This window comes from Devosia sp. (genome assembly GCF_965229025.1).
In the GTDB taxonomy this organism is placed as follows: Bacteria; Pseudomonadota; Alphaproteobacteria; order Rhizobiales; family Devosiaceae; genus Devosia_A.
Map to the genome: position 1 here is coordinate 3,623,169 of NZ_OZ245853.1, position 21,277 is coordinate 3,644,445.

Sequence of the window (21,277 nt, forward strand, 5' to 3'; positions counted from 1 at the left end):
CTGCTGTTCGAAGATGCTGATGAAGGCCCCCTCACCCGGCCTTCGGCCGACCTCTCCCCCAAGGGAGAGGTGAGTTGAGGCACGACTGTGCCCCCCACGCGCATCGGCTTCTCCCTCTCACAGCCCGACTAGAGGTGGGTCCCAGCTTTCGCTGGGATAACGGCCGGTGGTGAAGGCGGGACTAGGCCTTCTTCGGCTTGCTGGTGTTGCGCATGCTGAAGATGGTGGCGGCGATGACGCCGGAAGCGACGACGCCGATGAAGATGGTGGCGAGCGCGTTGACCTCGGGTTTGACGCCGAGGCGGACCTTCGAAAAGATCACCATGGGCAGGGTCGATGAACCCGGGCCCGACACGAAACTCGCAATCACCAGGTCATCGAGCGAGAGCGTGAAAGCGAGGAGCCAGCCCGAGACCAGCGCCGGAGCGATGATCGGGAAGGTGATATCGAGGAAGACCCGGACCGGGCTTGCGCCCAGATCCATCGCCGCCTCTTCGAGGCTCATGTCGAAATCAGCAAGCCGCGACTGGACCACCACCGTCACGTAGGCGGTGCAGAAGGTGGCGTGCGCGATGATGATGGTGAGGATGCCGCGACCCTGCGGCCAGCCGATCAGCTGCTGCAAAGCCACGAACATCAGCAAGAGCGCGAGGCCGGTGATGACGTCGGGCATGACCAGCGGCGCCGACACCGTGGCCTGCAGTATGGTCTTGCCGCGGAAACGCCGGAAGCGGACGAGCGCGATGGCGCAGAGGGTGCCCAGCACAAGGGCGATCGATGCGGCGACGGCGGCAATCTGGAGGCTGAGGCCGGCAGCGGGAAGCAGTTGCGGGTCATTCCAGAGATCGACATAGGACTGGACGGAAAAGCCCGACCACACCGTCACCAGCTTGTTGGCGTTGAACGAGAAGATCACCAGAGAGAGGATGGGAGCATAGAGGAAGAAAAAGCCCAGGGCCGAAGTAAGCGGCAGGAACCAGCGGTTCTTTCCCATCAGCGGCGGCCCTCCACCACGGCGTTCTGGGCGCGCTGCATCAGCATGATCGGGATCACAACGACGATCAGCATGGTGATGGCGAGCGCAGCGGCGCGGGGCCAGTTGGTCTTGGAAAAGAACTCGTCCCAGAGGATGCGGCCGATCATCAGCGTGCTGTCTCCGCCCAAGAGCGAGGGGATGACGAACTCACCGATGGCGGGGATGAACACCAGCATGGCGCCGGCGATGACGCCGGGCATGGAGAGCGGCAAGGTGATCGAGAGGAAGGTGCCGAGCGGGCGGGCGCCGAGATCGGCGGAGGCCTCGAGCAGCGCGCCGTCGAGTTTTACGAGGTTGGTGTAGAGCGGCAGGATGAAGAAGGGCACGTAGCAATAGACGATGCCGACATAGACCGCGAAATCGGTCTTCATCATCACCAATGGCGCGATGCCGAACACTGCAAGCACGTTGTTGATGACGCCTTCGCCGCGGAGGAACCCGCTGAGCGCATAAACGCGCAGGAGGAACGAGGTCCAGAACGGCAGGATCACCAGCATCAGGAGGATGTTGCGCCACTTGTCGGGCGCGCGGGCGATGGCGTAGGCCATCGGATAGCCGATGAGGATGGCAAAGAAGGTCGAGATCGCGGCGATGCGGATCGAGGACAGGAAGGCGTTGATGTAGATGCCCGAGGGGTCGGTGAGGACCCGGAGATAGTTGGAGAGGTGCAACGTCAGTTGCACAGTGCCGCCTTCATTGGTCAGCAGATCCGAAAATGGCGGCTGGCCGAACTCCTTGGTGGCAAAGGAAATACCGAAGACCACGGCGAGCGGCACGAGAAAGAACAGTGTGAGCCATGCCGCCGGTGCTGCGATGACGAGGCCACGGCCGGAAATGCCGACCGAGGCGAGGATCTTGCGGATGATTGCGCCGCGCGTGGCCGGCGGGATGTATTCGGGCGCCTTGCTCAATTGGTCAGCACCGAGCCGGATTCATCGGTCCACGAGCACCACACGGCTTCGTCCCAGGTGATGGCATCGGGGTCGCCGCGCAGTGAGTTGGCCTTGGTGACGCGCACCAACTGACCGCTTTCGAGCCGGACCTGGAAGACGCTCATGTCGCCAAGGTAGCCGATATCTTCGACGATGCCGCGGGTGATGTTGGCGTCGCCTGCCGGGCGCTCGCGCGAGAGGACGATCTTTTCGGGACGGATGGCGTACCAGAGGGTCTGGTCGGGGGCGCATTCGACGCCGTGGCCGACATAGATATCGGTGCCCGCGTCGACGGAGCGGATGCGCACGTGATCGGGTTCATCCTCGGTGACGACGCCCTCGAAGATGTTGACCGAGCCGATGAAGCCGGCGACGAACCGGGAGTTGGGGAACTCATAGATTTCGGTCGGCTCGCCGATCATGGCGATTTCGCCCTGGTTCATCACCCCGATGCGGGTGGCGAGCGACATGGCCTCTTCCTGGTCGTGGGTGACGACGATGAAGGTGACGCCGAGGGTTTCCTGGATCTTGACCAGCTCGAACTGGGTTTCTTCGCGGAGCTTCTTGTCGAGCGCGCCCAGGGGCTCGTCGAGCAGCAGCAGCTTGGGGCGTTTGGCGAGGGCGCGGGCGAGGGCCACGCGCTGGCGCTGGCCGCCGGAGAGCTGATGCGGACGCCGCTCGGCATAGGCTTCGAGCTTGACCAGTTTCAGCAGTTCGTCGACGCGCGCGACGATTTCGGAGCGGAGCAGGTTGTCTCGCTTGAGGCCGTACGCGATGTTGTTCCACACCGTCATATGCGGGAACAGCGCATAGGACTGGAACATCATGTTGACCGGCCGGTTGTAGGGCGCGACCTTGGACATGTCCTGGCCATCGATTTCGATGGTGCCCGAGGTGGGGCTTTCGAAGCCGGCGAGCATGCGGAGCAGGGTAGACTTGCCCGAGCCCGAGCCGCCGAGAAGACAGAACAGTTCGCCCTTGTAGATATCGAGCGAGAGATCGTCGACGGCGGCGATATCACCGAATTTCTTGGTGACGCTGCGGATGCGCACGAACGGCTTGGCGGCGGGATCGCGCCAGAGGCGGGTGTCGGCAGCGGGCTGAGGTTTCTTCGCCATTTGTTATAAACTCACGACCCGCACAGCCGGCCACCTGACGCAATTTTCTGCGCTTCCGGTGCTCACGTACCCTAGGTACGCTGCGCTCCGGTTCTCGAAAATCACGCCATCTGACTCGGCTCTGCGGGTCTCCATCGAGTGCGGGTTTCTAGAAGGCGGGGAGCGATCCCCGCCCTGGTTGGAGCTTAGGAGCCGGCTTTGATGCGCTGCCAGGCTTCGGTGAGAAGCTCGTCGTAATCAGGCGTGTGCGCCTTCAACGGAAAGAGCTTCTTGGAGATTTCAGCGGTCGGGTAGATCGCCGGATCGTTCTTGATATCGGGGCTGATCAGATCCAGCGCCGCCTTGTTGCCCGAGGCGTAGAAGACGAAGTTGGTGTTGGCGGCGGCGATATCGGGACGCATCATGAAGTCGATGAACTTGTAGGCGTTATCGGCATGCGGGGCGTCGGCCGGAATGGCGAAGAGGTCGAACCACTTGAGCGCGCCTTCCTTGGGGATGGTGTAGGCGACTTCGACACCGGCCTTGGCTTCGGCCGCGGCATCGCGGGCGATGAACACGTCACCCGAATAGCCGACCGAGAGGCAGACTTCGCCATTGCCCAGATCGTCGATGTACTGCGACGAGTTGAAGTAGCGCACGTAGGGGCGGATCGACATCAGCAGGTCTTCGGCCTTCTTGAGGTCGTCGGTCGATTCCGAGTTGGGGTCGAGGCCAAGGTAGTTGAGCGCGGACGCCATGATCTCGGCTGGGGCGTCGAGCAGTGTGACGCCGCAATCCTTGAGCTTGGAGACGATCTCGGGCTTGAAGACGACATCCCAGCTGTCGATGGGCTGGTCGCCGAGCGCGGCCTTTACCTTGGCGACATTGTAGCCGAGGGCTGTGGTGCCCCACATGTAATCGACGGAATGGGCATTGTCCGGATCGTGGGCGGCGGTCGAGGCCATCACGTCGGGATCCATATTGGCGAGGTTGGGGAGCTTCGACTTATCGAAGGGCAGGAACAGCCCGGCGGCCACCTGACGCTCAAGAAAGAAGCCCGAGGGGACCACCACGTCGTAGCCCGAGCCGCCGGCAAGGAGCTTGGCTTCGACGAGTTCGTTTGAGTCAAAGACGTCGTAGTTCACCTTGATGCCGGTTTCGGCCTCGAACTTGGCGACGGTGTCTTCGGCGATGTAGTCCGACCAGTTGTAGACGTTGACGACATTGTCCTGTGCAATGGCGGGGGCCGCGAGCAGCAGGACGCCGAGGGCGGTGAGCATGGTTTTTTGCATTGAAAACAGTCTCCTTGACTATCAGGCGGCGCGGAGGGGGAGCCGGGTCGCCACGGGCGTGATGAGGTGATCAGCACCGGCGCTCAGACGGGCGCAGGGTGCAGCGGAATTTCTGGAGGATGCGAGAGGATGCAGGGAGGTCAGGCCAAGCGGCGCGAGCGGCGCGCCGGGAAACAAGGGGGTCGCGATGTGCCCGGTGCCGGGCGCGCATCGACCCGGAGGCTCCGGGTCAACAATGACCGTGTTCAGTGAAGTGACCTTCCGCAGGCTGCAGGTGGGCTCGCGAGCCCGAAAACTAGTGGCAAATTGCGTATGGGGCAAGGGCTTGCAAGGCACAGGGCGGGCAGTTTTGCTGCAGTTCGTTTGACGGGTCGCACGGCGGAACAAAGGTGTTGCCGAACCACCTGAAAATCGGGCTTTCCGACAAAGGCCTCCTCACCCGGCGCTGCGCGCCGACCTCTCCCCCGAAGGGAGAGGTGAGAGTTGAAATAGGCGCCGTTTGGGTTCATTGGAGGAGCGATTTTCTCCCTGTTTCATGAGGCGCTCCCGTGAGCCTGACCAAGCATCTTTCGATCTCCCCCGCCGTCAAGAAGGCGCTGGCCGCCGGCCAGCCGGTGGTGGCGCTGGAATCGACCATCATCACCCACGGGATGCCCTATCCGCAGAACCTCGAGATGGCGCGCAATGTCGAGGCGGTGATCGAAAAGCACGGGGCGGTGCCGGCAACGATCGCGATCATGGATGGCAAGTTCAAGGTCGGGGTGACGGCCAAGGACCTCGAGCGGCTGGCGCAGACCGGCGGCAAGGCGGCGAAGGCCTCGCGCCGGGACGTTTCGGCACTGCTCGCGTCAGACGCAATTGCCGGGACGACCGTAGCGACGACGATGATGGCGGCGGAAGCGGCGGGGATATCGGTGTTTGCGACCGGCGGCATTGGCGGGGTGCATCGCGGGGCGGAGACGACGTTCGATATATCGGCGGACCTCGACGAGCTGGGCCGGACCCAGGTGGCGGTGGTGTGCGCGGGGGCCAAGTCGATCCTTGATATTCCCAAGACGCTCGAAGTGCTGGAGAGCAAGGGTGTGCCGGTGCTGGGCTATGGCACTGACGATTTCCCGGCCTTCTGGGCGCGGACCAGCGGCGGGAAGGTCGACCACCGGGTCGACAGCTTCAAGGATGCGGCCAAGATCATTGCGCTGCAGTTCGCGCTGGGGCTCGGCGGCGTGCTGGTCGCCAACCCGATCCCCGAGAGCCATGCGCTCGACAAGGACGAGATCGAGGGGCGGATCAACGAGGCGATCAAGGGTGCGGAAGCCGAAGGCGTGGGCCGGAAGGAACTGACGCCGTTCCTGTTGAAGCGGATTTTCGAACTCACGGCGGGCAAGAGTCTGGTCGCCAATATCGCGCTGGTTGAGAACAACGCCATGGTGGCAGCTGGAATCGCGGTGGCGATGGCGAAGCTGGCGCAGAAGGGCAAGTGAGCGCCGCAGCCGGGAGCGGCCGGATCCTCGTCATCGGCGATGTGATGACCGACGTGATTGTCTTGCCGGAGGGGCCGCTGGTGCGCGGCTCGGACCGGCGCGCGGCGATCCGCTCGCGGCCGGGCGGCTCGGGCGCCAACCAGGCGGTGTGGCTGGGCGCGATGGGCGCGAACGTGACGTTCGTGGCGCGGGTTGGGGCGGCGGACCGGGCGCAGCTCACAGGGTATTTCGAGGGGCACGGAGTGTCGCCGGTGTTGGTGGGCGATGCAGGCCAGCCCTCGGGTGTGCTGGTGACGATCGTTGATCCGGATGGCGAGCGGAGCTTTCTCACCGACCGGGGGGCGAACCTCAACCTCTGCCGCGAAGACCTGCCGCTGCCGCTGCTCGATGGGACGCGGCAACTGGTGGTTTCGGGCTATTCGCTGTTTGCCGAAGGGCCGCGGGATGCGGTGCTTTGGCTGGCGGCAGAAGCGCTGAAGCGCGGTATCGCGGTGGCGGTGGATGCGGCGTCGGTGGGATTTCTGAAAGAGGTCGGGGCGGCGCAGTTCCTGGACTGGACGCGGGGCTTTTCGACGCTGTTTGCCAATCGTGAAGAGGCGGAGGCGCTGTCGGGGGTTGTGGAGTTGGACCAGCAGATGCGGGTGCTGGGGGCGACGTACGCGCGGGTGGTGATCAAGCTTGGGGCCGATGGGGCGGCGGTCGGCGGAGCAGAGGGCGTGCTGCTGCGGCAGGCGGCGCCGGTGGTTGAGGTGGTGGATTCAACCGGCGCGGGCGATGCGTTTGCGGCGGCGTTCCTCGCGGCTGAGGTTGCGGGCGCGGGGGTGGGGGAGTGTCTCAGGCGCGGGATTGCTGCGGGGTCGGAGGCGGTGCAGCGGGTTGGGGGGCAGCCGGGGTAGGGGGCAGGTCTTAAGGGTACGAAAGTGAAGTGCCCCTCACCCTAGCTTTGCTACGTCGCTAACGCTCCTAGCTGCGCTACCCTCTCCCGATGGGGGCGAGGGGACGTTGTGGCTCGTGCAGGTCACAGCTACTCCTCCCTGAGGAACCTCGCTGGCCGCGTGGAGAGGGCGGACCAGGTGGTTAGGGTTCCTACTGCGATGGTGAGAAGGATGGTGGCGCCGGTGACCCAGACGATGAGCAGGGGATCGAACCAGAAATCGAGTTCGAGGACGAAGGCGACGAAGGCCCAGGTGCCGGCGAGGCCGAGGAGGCCGGCGAGGACGGCCGAGAGCAGGCCCAGGAGGCCGTATTCGACGAGATAGGCGCGGACGACGTCGCCACGGCTGGCGCCGAGGACTTTCATCACCACCGCATCGGCTTCGCGTTGCTTGCGCCCCGCGACCATGGCGCCGGCGAGCACCAGGACGCCGCTGACGACGGCGAGGCCGCCGATGACTTCGATGGCAGTGGTGACGCTCGAGAGGATCGTCGCGAAGGTGGCGAGCGCATCGCCGACGGGAAGGAAGATCAGGCTGGGGAAATCCTTGACGAGGCTCGACTGGAGGCTCCGCTCGCTGCCTGGGGTGGCTTTCATCAGGCCCAGATAGCTCACCGGGAAATCGGCGATGGCGTTGGGGGAGAGGACGAAGGCGAAGTTGACGCCGCCGGAGCGGAAGGCGAAATCGCGGAAGCTGCCGATGGTGGCGGTGATCTCGTCGCCGAAGACGCGGAAGGTCAGCTTGTCGCCGAGCTTGAGGCCGAGCGGTTCGCGCAGGCGGTCGAAGACCGAGACTTGCGGTTCGCCGGCGTAATCGGCGCCCCACCATTTGCCGGAGATGACGGTTGACCCCTCTGGCGGCGTGGCGGCGGCGGTGAAGGGGACTTCATCCTCGAAAACGAAGGCGAGTTCGGGCGGCGGGGTGCGGCCGAGGTCCTTGGGGGCAATGCCGTTGATGGCGCCGATGCTGCCGCGCATCAGGGGCAGGGAAGTGAAGTCGGCGATGCGGGGATCTTTCGACGAATAGGTCTTAAGGTCGGTCGCTTCGTCCTCGAACAGGTCCATGAAGACAAAGCTCGGGGCATTGGGGATCGACTCGCGGTCGAGCTGGTGGCGGAGATTGCCATCGATCAGCGCAATCATCAGCAGCATGGCGAGGCCGAGGCCGAGCGAGAGGATGACGACCGGGGCGGGGGCCCCGGGACGGTAGATGGCCTTCAGCGCATTGCGGAAGAAGGCGTTGGGAACCGGTGGGATCAGCCGCAGCGCGGCCTGCAGCAGCCAGGCGACACCACGCAGGAGGAGGAAGGCGCCGACGACGGCGAGGCCGTAGAAGAGCACCAGGATCGGGCGGCCTGTCGACAGCATGGCGAGCCCGAAGATGCCGGCAATGGCGAGGCCCATGGGCACCCAAAGGCCGGGCTTCAGCAGATCGCGCCAGTTGAGGCCGCCTTCGACGGCGGAGCCGGCTGAGCGGAACAGCAAAGCCGGCCTGAGGTTCTGGGCGCGGCGGAGCGGCAGGTAGCCGAAGGCGAAGGCGGTGAGCGCGCCGAAACCGGCAGCGGTGAGCAGCGCCGGGAGATCGACGACCGGCGGCAGGCTGATGGCCAGCAGCGAGCCGAGGATGGGGAGCGCCACCAGCGTCAGCAACGTGCCGAGGATCAGACCGAGGCCGATGCCGACTGCAGCGAGCAGCATCACCTGAACGAGGAAGTGGAACATGATGCGGCCACCGGTAGCGCCGAGCGCCTTGAGGGTGGCGATCGAGCGCTGCCGTTCGGTGATGTAGGCGGAAATGGCGTTGGAGACGCCGACGCCGCCGACCAGCAGCGAGGAGAGGCCGACAATGATCAGGAAGCGGCCGAAGATATCGAAGAAGCGCGCGAGGTCTGCCGTGGCGTCGCGCGGCGAGTTGATCTGCCAGCCGGCATCCGGGAAGGCCGTGCGGATGGTTGCCGCGGCGGTGTCGAAATCGGGCTTGTCGAGAGCGATCTTGTAGCGATAGCGGGCGAGGACGCCCGGGGCGAGGATATTGGTGGTGTTGAGCCCATCGACCGAGAGCAGCACTGGAATGCCGAGCTGGAAGCCGCTGGAGATGGAATCCGGGAGCTTCTCGATAGTACCGCGGAGGGTGAAGGGCGTCTCGCCGATCTTGAAGCTGTCGCCGAGTTTCAGGCCCAGCCGGTCAAGGAGGAGCGGATCGGCGACGGCGCCGTACTGACCATTCTGCGGGGCGAGGAGCGTTGCGAGCGGGGTATCGGGCGGCAGGGTTTCGCTGAGGGTGGCGGTGCCGACGAGGGGGTAGTTGGCGTCGACGGCGCGCAAGCTAAGGAAGGACGAGGCGGTCTCGGTGGCGCCTCGGCCCATGACTTCGACGACTTCGGAGACCTTGCCGAGGCTCGCGAACAGTGTCCGCTCTTCCGGATTGGCGGGGCGGTAGGAGAGCTGGGCCTCGAGATCGCCGCCCAGCACGTCGCGCGCATCGCGCAAGAGCGCCGATTGCAGCGCTGCGCCAACCGAGCCGACGATGGTGATTGTGGCAACGCCGAGCGCGAGGCAGGCGAGGAGGATGGCGAAACGGCGGAGGTCGCCGCGCAGGTCGGTGAGCGCGACGCGCAGCCAGCCGGAGAGCACGCTCATGCGGCGACGCTCATCTGGGCGGAGAGGTGGCCGCCGCTCATGCGCAGCTGACGATCGGCGCGGGCGGCGATGTTCGGATCGTGGGTGATGAGAAGGATAGCGGTGCCGCGGGTGCGGGCGAGCTCCAGCATCAGTTCGATGACGCGGGCGCCGGTTTCCTGGTCGAGGTTGCCGGTCGGCTCATCGGCCAAGAGCAGCTTGGGGTTGCCGACCATGGCGCGGGCGAGGCCGACGCGCTGCTGCTCGCCACCCGACAGCGCGCTCGGGAGATGGCTGTGGCGGTCGGCAAGGCCGACATCGGTGAGGGCAGTCATTGCCGCATCACGGATCTGGTGGAAGGGGCGGCCGGGGTCGGCGATTTCGAGGGTGAGCGCGACGTTTTCGAGCGCCGTCATCGAGGGGATCAGGTGGAAGTTCTGGAACAGGATGCCGAGATTGGCGCGGCGGAAGATCGCCAGCTTGTCCTCGTTGAGCCCGGTGATGTCGGTGCCGGCGACGGTGATGGCGCCGGTGGTGGGACGTTCGAGCCCGCCCAGCACCATCAGCAGCGAGGTCTTGCCGCTGCCCGAGGGGCCGACGATGGCGGTGACTTCCCCGGCGCTGAGGCTCAGATCGACATCCTTGAGGATGTGCAACGGTGCGCCGCCGCTGGTGAGGTGGAGATTGACGCCTTTGGCGGCGACGACAGAAGCGGACATGGGCCACCGGGTTTGGAGCGTTTGCGAGGAGATAGGGCGCAAACAAGGCAATTCAATGTGAGGTGTTGGCAAGCGCGATGTCGTCGCAGGCGGCGCACTTAACCGTGTTTGGGCATGCTGCGCCGCTCAGTGCGCGGGCGGTGGTATGGAGGGGCAGTTACAGGCGCGGCCACAGATGGAAAACAAGCTCTATTCGGTACAGTACCTCCGCGGCCTCGCAGCCGTGCTGGTGGTGATCGCCCACGCGGCGGCGCATCCGCTGAGCGAGAGCAATTATGTGCTGCTGCGGCTGGGGCAGTTGGGCGTGATGCTGTTCTTTGTGATCAGCGGCTTCATCATGGTGGCGATCACGGGGCCGGGCCCCTTCGCGCCGCTGACATTCCTGAAGCGCCGGATCATCCGGGTGGTGCCGCTCTACTGGCTGGTGACGAGCCTCACGGCGGTGTTGGCGCTGGCGCTGCCGGCGCTGTTTCACACCACGGTGTTCACCTGGCCGCACTATCTCCAGTCGCTGCTGTTTGTTCCGCATGAAGCGCCGGGGCGGGGCGGCACCAGCCCGCTGTTGAGCCTCGGTTGGACGCTCAACTACGAGGCGTTCTTTTACGTGGCGTTTGCGCTCTGCGCTCTGCTGGCAGCGACGCGGCGGGTGGTGGTGCTGAGCGTGGTGTTTGCGGCGCTGGTGGTGATCGGTGTGCTGTTCCAACCGCAGGACCCGGCATTGAGTTTTTACACCAACCAGGCGGTGCTGGGGTTTGTGGTGGGCGCCTGGATCGGGTGGCTGAAGCTTCGGGGCGGGATTGAGCGGTTGCCCGGCGCGGTGGTACCGGCTCTGCTAGTGGTGGGTTTTGCCGCGCTGGGATGGGCGTTTGTTGTCTATCGCGAGCCGGACGAGAGCCTGATTTCGTTTGCCTGCCTCGTACTGTTTTCTGCGGCGCTGATGCTGACAGGGTTGCGGTATGAGAAGCGGTTGCCGCGGATCGCGTTGCTCGAAGAGCTCGGCGATGCGTCTTATGCGATCTACCTCACCCACATGTTTGTGATCGGACTGATGGTCGCGATTGCCTCGCGGGTGTTGCCGGACGTGCCGGTGGCGTATCTGGGGCTGGTGGCGGTGACGGCAGTGCTGGCGCTGGCGGTGGGGCGGCTGGTGCACAAGTGGGTTGAAATGCCGGTGCTGCGGATGCTGCGCGGCAAGAGGCGCGCCGCAGAGCCGGCCGGCAGGATGCGCGCAGCCTGAGGCTCCGGGTGCTGCCCGAGTAGTTGTGCTTAGTATTGGCGAAGGCTTTGGCCTCGATACGCCAAGCTCCGAAAGTTTTCCACATCCCGACATTGCGGCATTGGCCCAGTGCCGTGCACCTGGGACTGTCCTACCTGCTGCGCAGGCTCGGGCTTTGTCATGGGCGGTTGCGGTAGCACCCGTTCTGGTCAATGGTAGCGAGGTTCCCTGCGAGCAACGGCCAAAAGAGCCGGCTCGCGTGGGGGCATGACTACGGGAGATAGTCGCTCAGGAGGAGATTACCGCTATGACTTTCAAGACGTTAACACGCCGCGATTTGCTGGTCGGTACGGCAGCGGCAGGTGCCGGGCTGCTGGCGGCCGGCACTGGATTGCCGGTATTTGCCGAAGATAAGCCGAAGCCCGATGCCCCGCTGCCCGTGGGAGGCGCCGGCAAGCTGACGGTTATTCACCGCACAGAATACTTCGAAGCGGCCCAGACAGCGTTCCGCGAGACGGTACAGGCGTTTGCCGACTCGAAGGGCGTGCAGCTCGACATTTCGACCACGAACCCTGAATCGTTCGGCGACTTCATGGGCAAGATGACGGCGGCGGTGAAGGCCGGCAATGCGCCGGATTTCGCCTATACGTCCAACGTCTCGATCGCCCAGTTGCACCTGCTCGACCTGGTCGAGGACGTGACCGATGTGGTGGATGAAGCCGTGGCCAAGTACGGCGACATCATGCCGGGGCTGAATGCCGCCAAGACTGCCCAGTTCGACGGCCGCTGGAAGGCCATTCCGCTGATCGGCACCACCACCGGCTATTATGCCCGTGGCGACAAGCTGAAGGAAAAGGGCATCGATCCGGCCTCGCTCAAGACGATCGTCGATCGTCGTGAAGCGGCGCTCGCGATTTCTGGTCCGGACTTTTACGGCTGGGGCTTTACGCCCAACCAGTCGGGTGACGGCTTCGGCTTCCTGATCGCGACGGTGCAGGCGTTTGGTGGCCACTTCACCGACGAAACCGGCCAGGTGGTGACGTTCAACACACCCGAAACGGTGGCGGCGTTCGAATTCCTGCGCGAAACCTACGACCGCAAGGGCAAGTATGCCGCCATGCTGCCGCCGGGTGTCGAAAGCTGGAACGATACCGGCAACAACGAAGCGTACCTCGCCGGCCAGATCGGCTTTACACAGAACGCGTTCTCGATCTACGCCCAGTCCAAGCGTGACGGGAACCCGGTCTACGCCAACACCCTGTTGCTCAGGGCGCCGACCGCGATCAACGGCGACAGCCGTGACGGCGGCAATGTCGGCGGCTGGATGACGATCTTCAAGGGTTCGGCCAACGCCGCGCTGGCGAAGGAACTGGCGCTCAATCTGCTCGATCCGGTGAACTTCAACAAGATCGCGTCGCTGGGCAGCGTGCTGTTCACGCCGGCCTACCAGAAACTCTGGACGCCTGAACTGCTGGCCGCAGAACCCAACCTTGCGACCATCAAGGAAGCGGTTGACGTGACCAATCCGTTCCTTGGCCAGTCGTGGCCGGCAAACCCCAACGCGGGTGTCGATGCCATCCGTGCGCAGGGCGTACTGGAACAGTCGGTCGGTAACGTCATCTCCGGCCGCATGTCGCCGGCGGACGCCGTCAAGGACGCGCACCAGAAGATGGTGGACCTGTTCGAAGAAGGCGGGATCGCGCAACCCTAAAGGCGACGTCACCCAAACGGGAGGGCGGCACGACCGCCCTCTCCAATCCAGCACAGCGTTATTTGCAGCGCTCAAGGGACGAGTGCGAGCGCCGTCAGTGCAATGATATGGCTTCGGTGCGCTTCAGGCGCCGCCTCGCCCTCCGGCAATTCCAAGGGGACGGTCTATGGTTGATCAAGCTCAGGCAAATTCCGTAGTGGCGCGACCGATGCGTCCGATGTCGATGACGCGGCGGGTGCAGGGCGTGCTCGGCCGCGACTGGAAGATTGCGTACCTCTTCGTCTTGCCGATGGTGCTGCTGATGGCGGGCCTGATCTTCTGGCCGTTCATCAGCGCCATCCTGATGTCGACGACGACATTCAACTTCCTGACCGGCGCGACCAACCAAGTGGGCCTCAGGAACTACGAAAAGCTCTACTTCAATTCCGATTACCTCTTGAGCCTTTCGAACACGATCAGCTTCACGTTCTGGTCGCTGCTGATCAAGTTCGTCACCGGCATGACCATCGCCATGATCCTCCATTCCAAGCTGCCGTGGCGGAACCTGTTGTCAGCGATCATGCTCCTGCCCTGGATCGTGCCCGAGATCGTCACGGCGCTGGCGTGGAAGTCGATCTACGATCCGCTGTTCGGCGGGCTCAACCCGATCCTCCAGGGCGCCGGCATCATCAACGAGCCGCTCGGCTGGCTGTCGGACTCGAAGCTCGCCTTGGGCAGCGTGATCGCGGTCAACGTCTGGAAGGGCATCCCCTTCTTCACCCTGCTGCTGCTGGCGGGCCTCAAGGCCATCGATACCGAACTCTATGAATCGGCCGAAGTCGATGGCGCCAATTCGGTGCAGCGCTTCCGCTACATCACGCTCCCCGGCATGCGCTATGTCATTCTCGTGGTGCTGCTGCTGAGTTTCATTTCGACCTTCAACCAGTTTGGCCTCATCTTCCTGATGACCGGCGGCGGGCCGAGCGGCGCCACCCGGCTCTATTCGATCCTTGCCTATGAAAAGGCGATCGGCTCGCTGCAGTACGGTCCGGGCAGCGCGATCGCGCTCTCTGTCGCGCCGCTGATGGCCTTTCTCATCTACCTCCTCGCCAAATACATGCGGTACGACGAGCGCTCGGCGGGCGTGGCCAAGAAGGGCTTCAACCTGGGTATCGGCAAGTTTTTCGGCCGGATCTTCAGCTTCGTGATGGATGTGATCTTCTGGCCGTTCACGATGCTCAATATCGGCTTCGAAAAGCTCGGCCTGTGGCTGCGCAAGAGCTTGACCGGCACTGCGGCGAAGCCGGTGTTCAAGCCAGAAGGGCGCGAGAGGATCGGCGTCGTGACGCGCATGCTGATGCTCGTCCCGATCATGATCTTCGTGCTATTTCCGTTCTACTGGGTGATCATCACTTCGTTCAAAACCACCACGCAGATCAGCCAGCGGCAGTCAATCTTCTGGCCGAGCCCGGCGACGCTGACGCAGTACGAACAGTTGATCTTCAACTCGCCGTTCCTCGTGTGGCTGGGTAACTCGCTGCTGGTGGCGGCGCTGAGCACGATCATCTCGGTGGCGATTGCTGCGCTGGCGGCTTATGCCCTGACCCGGCTCAAGTTCCTTGGCGCCGGTTTGCTGACCACGGCGATCCTGATTACCTATCTGTTGCCCGGGACGCTGATCTTCATCCCGCTCTACCAGACGCTCAGCGACATGGGGCTGATCAACAGCTATGGCGCGCTGCTGACCACCTATCCGACCTTCCTCGTGCCCTTCGCGACCTGGGTGCTGATCGGCTATTTCCGGTCGATTCCGGTGGAACTCGAGGAAGCTGCGATGATCGATGGGGCCAGCCGGCTCTATGCCTTCGTGCGCATCACGCTGCCGCTGGCGGCGCCGGCCCTGCTCTCGGTGGCGCTGTTCGCCTTCACCAATGCGTGGAACGAGTTCCTGTTCGCGTTCGTGTTCATCACGTCGGAATCGCTGAGGACGCTGCCTATCGGGCTGCAATCGATGGTGGTGGGCGACATCCTGCCCTGGGGCGAGTTGATGGCCGCTTCGCTGCTGACGGCGATCCCGGTTGCCATCCTCTACATGTACGCCCAGCGCTTCCTTGTCGGCGGCCTGACGGTTGGCGCCGTGAAGGGCTGAGCGACCGGCGTTACATTTCGACGGCGCCCGGGTTGGTCTCGTTGAGCACCTGCAAGAGGGCGCGGATGTAGCCGAAGCAATAGGCGAAGGCCTGGGAGTCGTCGGCGGTGGCGGAGAGGTGGGGGACGTGGTCGGGCATGACCATGTACTTGTAGCCCACCTCGGCCAGCACCCTAAGCGCCGACCACATGTCCATGTCGCCTTCGTCAGGGAAGGTTTCCATGAAGCTCAGTTTCCGGCCCTTGATGTTGCGGTAGTGGATGTTGAAGAGCTTGCCGCGCTGGCCGAACCAGCGGATCACGTCGTCGATTTCGGCACGCGGATTGTCGAGCATTTCGCCGACTGTGCCGATGCAGAAGTTGAGCCCGTGATAGGGGCTCTCGCGCAGCTGCACAAACTTCTTCAGCCCATCGACGGTGCCGAGGACACGGGTGACGCCGCGGTAGCCGGGGGGCGTGTAGGGATCGTGTGGATGGCAGGCGAGGCGGACGCGGTTGGCATCGGCCACGGGAACGACGCGCTCAAGGAAATAGTCGATGCGCTCCCAGTTTTCGTCTTCGGACAGCACGCCGGCGATGCTGGGAGGCGCGGCCTGATCCATCTTGTCCCAGCGGAAGCTGGCATTGGACGAGCCGCCGCGGCCGGGCTCGTTCGGCGAGCGTGGAATGCCGATGATGTTGAGGTTGTATTTGACCGAAGGGATGCCCGCGGCGGCGACATTTTCGATGAGGCGGCAGATCGAGTCGATCTGGCGGTCGCGGTTGGGGCCGTTGGAGAGGATGTCGGGGCTGTACTGCTTTTCGATCGGATGGGACGAGAGCGGCAGCTGCACCATGTCGAGGATGAGCCCGAGGCTCTCCAAACGATCTCGGTGGCGCTTCAGGATATCGAGCGTCCAGTCATGCGGGTTGCCATCGGGGTCGGCATTGATGTGCCGGACGCCGAGCTGGACGAACTGGCGGTACTGGTCGTCGGTGGTCACGGCGTTCTGGGTGCCGAGATACATGGCGTGTCTCCGTGGGATGGAATGCAAGTGAGAGCAGAGCGGTTAGTGACCCCCTCCACCACGCCGCGCGTGGTCCCCCTCCCCCGCTTGGCGGGGGAGGATCAAGCTTGCGGTTACTCGAACCAGGTGGTGCCGGGGTATTGGTACTGCCTGGCGACGTCCTCGTTGAGTTCGAGGCCGATGCCGGGGCGGTCGCTGATTTTGATGCGGCCGTTCTCGATGATTTCGCCGCCATCGGTGATGGTCTTCCAGTAGTCGCGGTTGAACCAGTGGAATTCGAGGACGAGGAAGTTGGGGACGGTGGCGCAGACATGGGCCGACGCCATCGTGCCGATGGGTGAGCTGACGTTGTGCGGTGCGAAAGGGATCGAATAGAGGTCGGCCATCTCGGCGATCTTGCGGCACTCGGACAGCCCGCCGCATTTGGGGATATCGGGCATGATGATATCGACGGCCTGTTGCTCGAGGAGCTTGCGGAACCCGTGGCGCAGGTAAAGGTTTTCACCGGCGCAGATCGGGGTTGAGGTCGAGCGGGTGATCTCGGCCATGACGTCGATATTTTCGGGCGGTACCGGCTCTTCCAGCCACATCAGTTGCAGGTGTTCGAGGTCGCGGGCGAGGCGGATGGCGGAGTGCTTGTCGAGTCGGGTGTGGAGGTCGGTGGCGACGTCGACATCGTTACCGGCGGCCTTCACCACCATTTCGGCCAATTGCACCATGCGGTCATGCTCCCACTTGTTGGGAGTCATGTTGAACTTGTCCTTTTCGTACCAGCCGGTTTCTGAGCCGGTATGGCCGTAGGCGCGGATATCGAGGTCGACCTTGAGGGCGGTGAAACCGGCTTCCAGCACCTCGTCGACGACGGCCTGAACTTCGCCCATGTTCATGCCGGGGGAAACTTCACAGTCAGCATAGACGCGGATGTCGTCACGGAACTTGCCGCCCATTAACTCGTAGATGGGGACCTTCAGCGCCTTGCCCTTCAGGTCCCAGAGCGCGATCTCGATACCCGTGAGGGCGGTGATCAGGGCGCCGGCAAAGCCGCCTTCGAAGACGAGGCTGCGCCGGGTTTCTTCAAAGAGAGCGTCGATGGCAAAGGGGTCGCGGCCGATCAGGCGCTCTTCCAGATCCTTGATGATGGCAATGGCCTGGTGGCCGCCATGGACGCATTCGCCGAGACCGGTAATGCCGGCGTCGGTGGTGATCCTCACCCACAAATGCATGCAATGGCCGGTGCTGGCGGCCGTCTTTATCGAAGTGATTTTCAAGTCATTCCTCCCTCGAACGGCAAATTCCGTTCATTCCTCCGAGAGGAAGTGTAGGGCGCAAGGGGTGAGGCGTCGAGATGCGGGGTGGACGGCGCCTTCACGATTGGACTGCGACTTTGTGCCTAACCGCCAGCCCCTTACGGCCATGGGCGGTGAGGGCAGACGGGTGGTTCCAAGCGCCGCAGCGGAAAGTTTGGCGCTCCGGCCCGGAACACCATATGATTGGCGAGAGCAGGAATTTCGAACCTTATGGCCGACGACGCAAAACCACCCAGAGCACCAAATAAGGGTGGCATTGGCGCCATCTTGCGCCCCTATTGGCCGTGGATTGCGCTGCTCGTAGGGCTGACGATCCTCAGCAACGCGCTCAACCTTCTCTTACCGAAGCTGGTGTCGGCGGCGATTGACGGGATCGGCACGCCAGCGCTGACACTGCCCAAGCTGGTGCTGGAGTTCTGCCTGATTGCGGCGGGGGTGTTCATCCTCACCTATGGGCAGGCGATCGTCCAGACGATCACGTCGGAGCGAGTGGCGCGCGACCTGAGGACGAAGCTGGTCGGAAAGATTGCGCAGCAGGATTTTGCCTATGTGCAGACGGTGTCCCCGTCGCGGCTTTTGACCAATCTCACCTCAGATGTCGATGCGATCAAATCGTTCGTCTCGCAGGCGATTGCCTCGATCGTTTCTTCACTGTTCCTGATCGTTGGCGCGAGCGTGCTGCTCTTGCTGCTCAACTGGCAACTGGCGCTGCTGGTGCTGGCGGTGGTGCCGATCATTGGCGCGACTTTCTATTATGTGCTGAGCCGGGTCAGGAAGCTGTTCCGCAAGTCGCAGGAGGCGATCGACTGGCTTAACCGGGTGATCAACGAGTCGATTCTAGGGTCCTCGCTGATCCGGCTGCTGAACTCGCAGGCGCTCGAATATAACAAGTTCATCGGGGCCAATACCGAGGCCAAGACCATCGGCCTCTCGATCGTCGGGCTGTTTTCGGCGATGATCCCGGTGATCACGTTTGCCACCAACCTCGCAACGCTTGCCATCGTGGCGTTCGGCGGGCACCTGGTGATCTCGGGCGGCATGAGCCTTGGCGATTTCACCGCGTTCAACTCCTATCTCTCGATCCTGATCTTTCCGATCCTGATCATCGGGTTCATGAGCAACGTGGTGTCGCAGGCCTCTGCCTCGTATGACCGGATTTCGGCGGTGCTGGAGGCGGCGGAGCCGAAGGAGACCGGGACGCGGGTGGCGGAGTTGACCGGGGCGCTGGCGGTCGACGGACTGAGTGTACGCTACGGGCAGCGGCTGGTGCTCGATGAGGTCAGCTTTGCTGCCAAGGCGGGGACGCGGACCGCGGTGATCGGGCCGACGGCGGCGGGCAAGACGCAGCTGTTGTTCGCTATCACTGGGCTGATCGTGCCGGACGCTGGGCGGGTCACCTATGATGGGGTCGATATTTCCGAATACGACCGGCAGTCGCTCTACAAGCAGGTGGGGCTGGTGTTTCAGGACAGCGTGACGTTCAACCTCAGCGTGCGCGAGAACATCGCGTTCTCGAACGAGGTGGACGATGCGCGGCTCGAAAAGGCGATCCGGACGGCTGAGCTTGACGGGTTCATCGCCAGCCTGCCGCAGGGGCTCGACACCGTGATTTCGGAGCGCGGCACGAGTCTGTCGGGTGGGCAGAAGCAGCGCATCATGCTGGCCCGGGCGCTGGCGCTCGACCCAAAAGTGCTGCTGCTCGACGATTTCACGGCGCGGGTCGATGCGCGGACCGAGCGGAAGATCCTTGCAAATGTGCGGGCGAACTACCCGGACATCACGCTGATCTCGGTGACCCAAAAGATCGCGCCGGTGGAGGATTACGACCAGATCGTGCTGCTGATGGAGGGCAAGATGCTGGCCATCGGCACGCACAAGGAGCTGCTCGCGACATCGCCTGAATACGCGCAGATTTTCTCGTCCCAGCAGAGCACCGAAGACTATGAACTACAAGCTTAACACGGGCGGGGCGGATAAGGCCAAGGAGCCGGTATGGGTAGCCCTCAGGCGCCTGCTGCCGCTGATGGCGGGCGAAGGCCGCAATGTTTTGATCGCGCTGGCGGCGCTGCTGGTGACATCGGGGGCTTCGCTGCTGTCGCCGATCATCATATCGCACATCGTTGATACGTTCATTGCCGGGAAGGACTATCAGGGGCTGTTCACCTGGTCCGGGGTGCTGCTGGCGGTGTTCATGGTGGCGCTGGTTTCTGGCTATACCCAGACGCGGACGATGGGCGGGGTGGGGCGGCGGATATTGTTCAATCTCCGCAATGCGATCTTCACCAAGCTGCAGGACCTGCCGGTGGCGTTCTTCAACCAGAACCGCTCGGGCGACCTGATCTCGCGCATCAACAACGACACCGACAAACTGAACCAGTTTTTTGCGCAGGCGCTGATGCAGTTCCTGGGCAACGCGTTCCTGATCGTGGGCGCAGGGGTCTTGCTGCTGGTGCTGAACATCAGACTCGGTGGCGCGGCGCTGCTGCCGGCGGTGGCGGTGCTGGTGGTGACGCAAGTGCTCTCGGGGTGGGTGCGGCGCGCGAGTTTTACGAGCCTCCAGACGCTGGGCAATCTCAGTGGCGAAATCCAGGAGAGCCTTGCCAATTTCAAGGTGATTGTGGCGTTCAACCGGCTCGACTATTTCCGGGACAAGTTCGCGGTGGCTAACGCTGCCAACTACGATGCCTCGGTGAAAGCAGGGGCGGCGAGCAACATCTTCATCCCGCTCTACGGCCTCGCCTCGACGCTCGGGCAGTTGGTGGTTCTGGCTTACGGCGTGAGCCTGATCGCGGCGGGCGATCTGACGGTGGGGCTGCTGATCGGGTTTCTGCTTTATGTCACCAATTTTTACACTCCGCTGCGGCAACTGGCGAGCATCTGGTCTTCGCTGCAGCTGGCGCTGGCGGCGTTCGACCGGATTTCGGAAGTGCTGGCGCTGAAGTCCGACATGGACGTGGTGCCGGCGGAGGCTCGGGCAGGGGCGGCGGTGCTGCGGTTCGACAACGTGTCGTTCGGCTATCCCGACGGCAAGGATGTGCTGAAGTCGGTGAGCTTTGCGCTCGAGCGCGGCAAGACCTATGCGCTGATCGGGCCAACGGGCGGGGGCAAGACGACGACGGCCTCGCTGATGGCGCGGCTCTACGACCCGAGCGCCGGGACGGTGCTGCTCAACGGCAAGGACATCAGGGCGTATTCGGCAGAGGAGCGGGCGAACCAGATCGGCTTCATCCTCCAGGAGCCGTTCCTGTTCACCGGCACGGTGCGCGACAACATCGTCTACGGCAATGCGGCGCTGGCGGCGTTGAGCGATGGCGAGCTGACGGGGCGGCTCGAGACGGCAGGTCTTTCGGCGCTGCTCAGCCGCTTTGACAAAGGGCTAGAGACGCCGGTGTCGTCGGCAGGCGAGGCGATGAGTCTCGGACAAAAGCAGCTGATCGCCTTCATCCGCGCCGCGCTGCGCAACCCGGAACTGCTGATCCTCGACGAGGCGACGGCCAATATCGATACGATGACCGAGCAGCTCCTGGGCGAGATCCTGAAGCAGTTGCCGGCTTCGACCACCAAGGTGGTGATTGCGCACCGGCTCAACACCATCGACAGCGCGGACGAGATCTTTTTCGTCAATGGCGGCACGGTGACGGCGGCCGGATCGATGGAAAACGCCGTGAACATGCTGCTGCACGGCACGATGACAAGCTAGCCAGGCACCCTTCCAGCGCTGTGACTAACCGGCTCGGTGTTGCTATCGGGCTGCCATGTCATGGGTCTAGGATGGCCTCGTGGTTAACACGCGAGGAGG

Annotated in this window: 15 protein-coding genes; 7 read left to right on the top strand and 8 right to left on the bottom strand. The window is 63.6% G+C overall.

The annotated features are described in order from the left end of the window. Positions 1–181: 181 nt before the first annotated feature. From ACO06J_RS17590 to ACO06J_RS17605, 4 genes are all read right to left on the bottom strand, one after another. Positions 182–994 (bottom strand): ABC transporter permease subunit, encoded by an 813-nt coding sequence (locus ACO06J_RS17590; RefSeq protein ID WP_421762013.1) that lies wholly within the window; start codon positions 992–994, stop codon positions 182–184. After that, complete coding sequence (locus ACO06J_RS17595) at positions 994–1,947, bottom strand: ABC transporter permease subunit (protein ID WP_421762014.1); 954 nt, start codon at positions 1,945–1,947, stop codon at positions 994–996. The genes ACO06J_RS17590 and ACO06J_RS17595 overlap by 1 nt, the downstream gene beginning before the upstream one ends. Then, positions 1,944–3,086, bottom strand: a complete 1,143-nt coding sequence (locus ACO06J_RS17600) for an ABC transporter ATP-binding protein (RefSeq protein ID WP_421762015.1) — start codon at positions 3,084–3,086, stop codon at positions 1,944–1,946. Before ACO06J_RS17600 ends, ACO06J_RS17595 begins: the two co-directional genes overlap by 4 nt. Positions 3,087–3,271: 185 nt before the next feature. Next, entirely contained in the window at positions 3,272–4,357 is a 1,086-nt protein-coding gene (locus ACO06J_RS17605; RefSeq protein WP_421762016.1) for a polyamine ABC transporter substrate-binding protein, read from the bottom strand. Between the two features lie 554 nt (positions 4,358–4,911). On the opposite strand from ACO06J_RS17605, the gene ACO06J_RS17610 reads away from it, so the two are divergent. Then, positions 4,912–5,838, top strand: a complete 927-nt coding sequence (locus ACO06J_RS17610) for a pseudouridine-5'-phosphate glycosidase (protein ID WP_421762539.1) — start codon at positions 4,912–4,914, stop codon at positions 5,836–5,838. Next, the gene (locus ACO06J_RS17615; protein WP_421762017.1) at positions 5,835–6,734 is read left to right on the top strand and encodes a carbohydrate kinase family protein; all 900 of its coding nucleotides are present in this window, start codon (positions 5,835–5,837) and stop codon (positions 6,732–6,734) included. Before ACO06J_RS17610 ends, ACO06J_RS17615 begins: the two co-directional genes overlap by 4 nt. 128 nt (positions 6,735–6,862) lie before the next feature. On the opposite strand, the gene ACO06J_RS17620 is transcribed toward ACO06J_RS17615, so the two are convergent. Next, positions 6,863–9,412 (bottom strand): ABC transporter permease, encoded by a 2,550-nt coding sequence (locus ACO06J_RS17620; RefSeq protein ID WP_421762018.1) that lies wholly within the window; start codon positions 9,410–9,412, stop codon positions 6,863–6,865. Next, the gene (locus ACO06J_RS17625; RefSeq protein ID WP_421762019.1) at positions 9,409–10,110 is read right to left on the bottom strand and encodes an ABC transporter ATP-binding protein; all 702 of its coding nucleotides are present in this window, start codon (positions 10,108–10,110) and stop codon (positions 9,409–9,411) included. Before ACO06J_RS17625 ends, ACO06J_RS17620 begins: the two co-directional genes overlap by 4 nt. A 175-nt stretch (positions 10,111–10,285) precedes the next feature. On the opposite strand from ACO06J_RS17625, the gene ACO06J_RS17630 reads away from it, so the two are divergent. The 3 genes from ACO06J_RS17630 to ACO06J_RS17640 all read left to right on the top strand — a co-directional run bounded on the left by ACO06J_RS17630 (position 10,286) and on the right by ACO06J_RS17640 (position 15,165). Then, positions 10,286–11,347: an acyltransferase family protein gene (locus tag ACO06J_RS17630; RefSeq protein ID WP_421762020.1), complete on the top strand. Its 1,062-nt coding sequence runs from the start codon at positions 10,286–10,288 to the stop codon at positions 11,345–11,347. A 286-nt stretch (positions 11,348–11,633) separates the two neighbouring features. Then, positions 11,634–13,037, top strand: coding sequence for an ABC transporter substrate-binding protein (locus ACO06J_RS17635; protein WP_421762021.1), 1,404 nt, complete (start codon positions 11,634–11,636; stop codon positions 13,035–13,037). Between the two features lie 166 nt (positions 13,038–13,203). Beyond that, a complete protein-coding gene (locus tag ACO06J_RS17640) occupies positions 13,204–15,165 on the top strand; it encodes an ABC transporter permease subunit (protein WP_421762022.1) in 1,962 nt (653 codons plus the stop codon). 10 nt (positions 15,166–15,175) lie between these two features. Here ACO06J_RS17640 and ACO06J_RS17645 read toward each other — a convergent pair whose 3' ends face one another. Both ACO06J_RS17645 and ACO06J_RS17650 read right to left on the bottom strand, forming a co-directional pair. Further along, entirely contained in the window at positions 15,176–16,171 is a 996-nt protein-coding gene (locus ACO06J_RS17645; RefSeq protein ID WP_421762023.1) for a mannonate dehydratase, read from the bottom strand. Between the two features lie 113 nt (positions 16,172–16,284). Beyond that, positions 16,285–17,439: a mandelate racemase/muconate lactonizing enzyme family protein gene (locus ACO06J_RS17650; protein ID WP_421762024.1), complete on the bottom strand. Its 1,155-nt coding sequence runs from the start codon at positions 17,437–17,439 to the stop codon at positions 16,285–16,287. 249 nt (positions 17,440–17,688) lie between these two features. Here ACO06J_RS17650 and ACO06J_RS17655 point away from each other — a divergent pair, with 249 nt between their 5' ends. Next, positions 17,689–19,437 carry an ABC transporter ATP-binding protein gene (locus ACO06J_RS17655; protein WP_421762025.1) on the top strand — a complete coding sequence of 583 codons (1,749 nt, stop codon included), beginning with the start codon at positions 17,689–17,691 and terminating at the stop codon, positions 19,435–19,437. Next, entirely contained in the window at positions 19,421–21,178 is a 1,758-nt protein-coding gene (locus ACO06J_RS17660) for an ABC transporter ATP-binding protein (RefSeq protein WP_421762026.1), read from the top strand. Before ACO06J_RS17655 ends, ACO06J_RS17660 begins: the two co-directional genes overlap by 17 nt. Positions 21,179–21,277: the final 99 nt, after the last annotated feature.

Excerpts from the sequence above, each read along its gene's own strand:
- ACO06J_RS17620 (WP_421762018.1), bottom strand. The coding sequence starts at position 9,412 with ATGAGCGTGCTCTCCGGCTGGCTGCGCGTCGCGCTCACCGACCTGCGC.
- ACO06J_RS17605 (WP_421762016.1), bottom strand. The coding sequence starts at position 4,357 with ATGCAAAAAACCATGCTCACCGCCCTCGGCGTCCTGCTGCTCGCGGCC.
- ACO06J_RS17630 (WP_421762020.1), top strand. The coding sequence starts at position 10,286 with ATGGAAAACAAGCTCTATTCGGTACAGTACCTCCGCGGCCTCGCAGCC.
- ACO06J_RS17600 (WP_421762015.1), bottom strand. The coding sequence starts at position 3,086 with ATGGCGAAGAAACCTCAGCCCGCTGCCGACACCCGCCTCTGGCGCGAT.
- ACO06J_RS17625 (WP_421762019.1), bottom strand. The coding sequence starts at position 10,110 with ATGTCCGCTTCTGTCGTCGCCGCCAAAGGCGTCAATCTCCACCTCACC.
- ACO06J_RS17590 (WP_421762013.1), bottom strand. The coding sequence starts at position 994 with ATGGGAAAGAACCGCTGGTTCCTGCCGCTTACTTCGGCCCTGGGCTTT.
- ACO06J_RS17660 (WP_421762026.1), top strand. The coding sequence starts at position 19,421 with ATGAACTACAAGCTTAACACGGGCGGGGCGGATAAGGCCAAGGAGCCG.
- ACO06J_RS17635 (WP_421762021.1), top strand. The coding sequence starts at position 11,634 with ATGACTTTCAAGACGTTAACACGCCGCGATTTGCTGGTCGGTACGGCA.
- ACO06J_RS17640 (WP_421762022.1), top strand. The coding sequence starts at position 13,204 with ATGGTTGATCAAGCTCAGGCAAATTCCGTAGTGGCGCGACCGATGCGT.
- ACO06J_RS17655 (WP_421762025.1), top strand. The coding sequence starts at position 17,689 with ATGGCCGACGACGCAAAACCACCCAGAGCACCAAATAAGGGTGGCATT.
- ACO06J_RS17645 (WP_421762023.1), bottom strand. The coding sequence starts at position 16,171 with ATGTATCTCGGCACCCAGAACGCCGTGACCACCGACGACCAGTACCGC.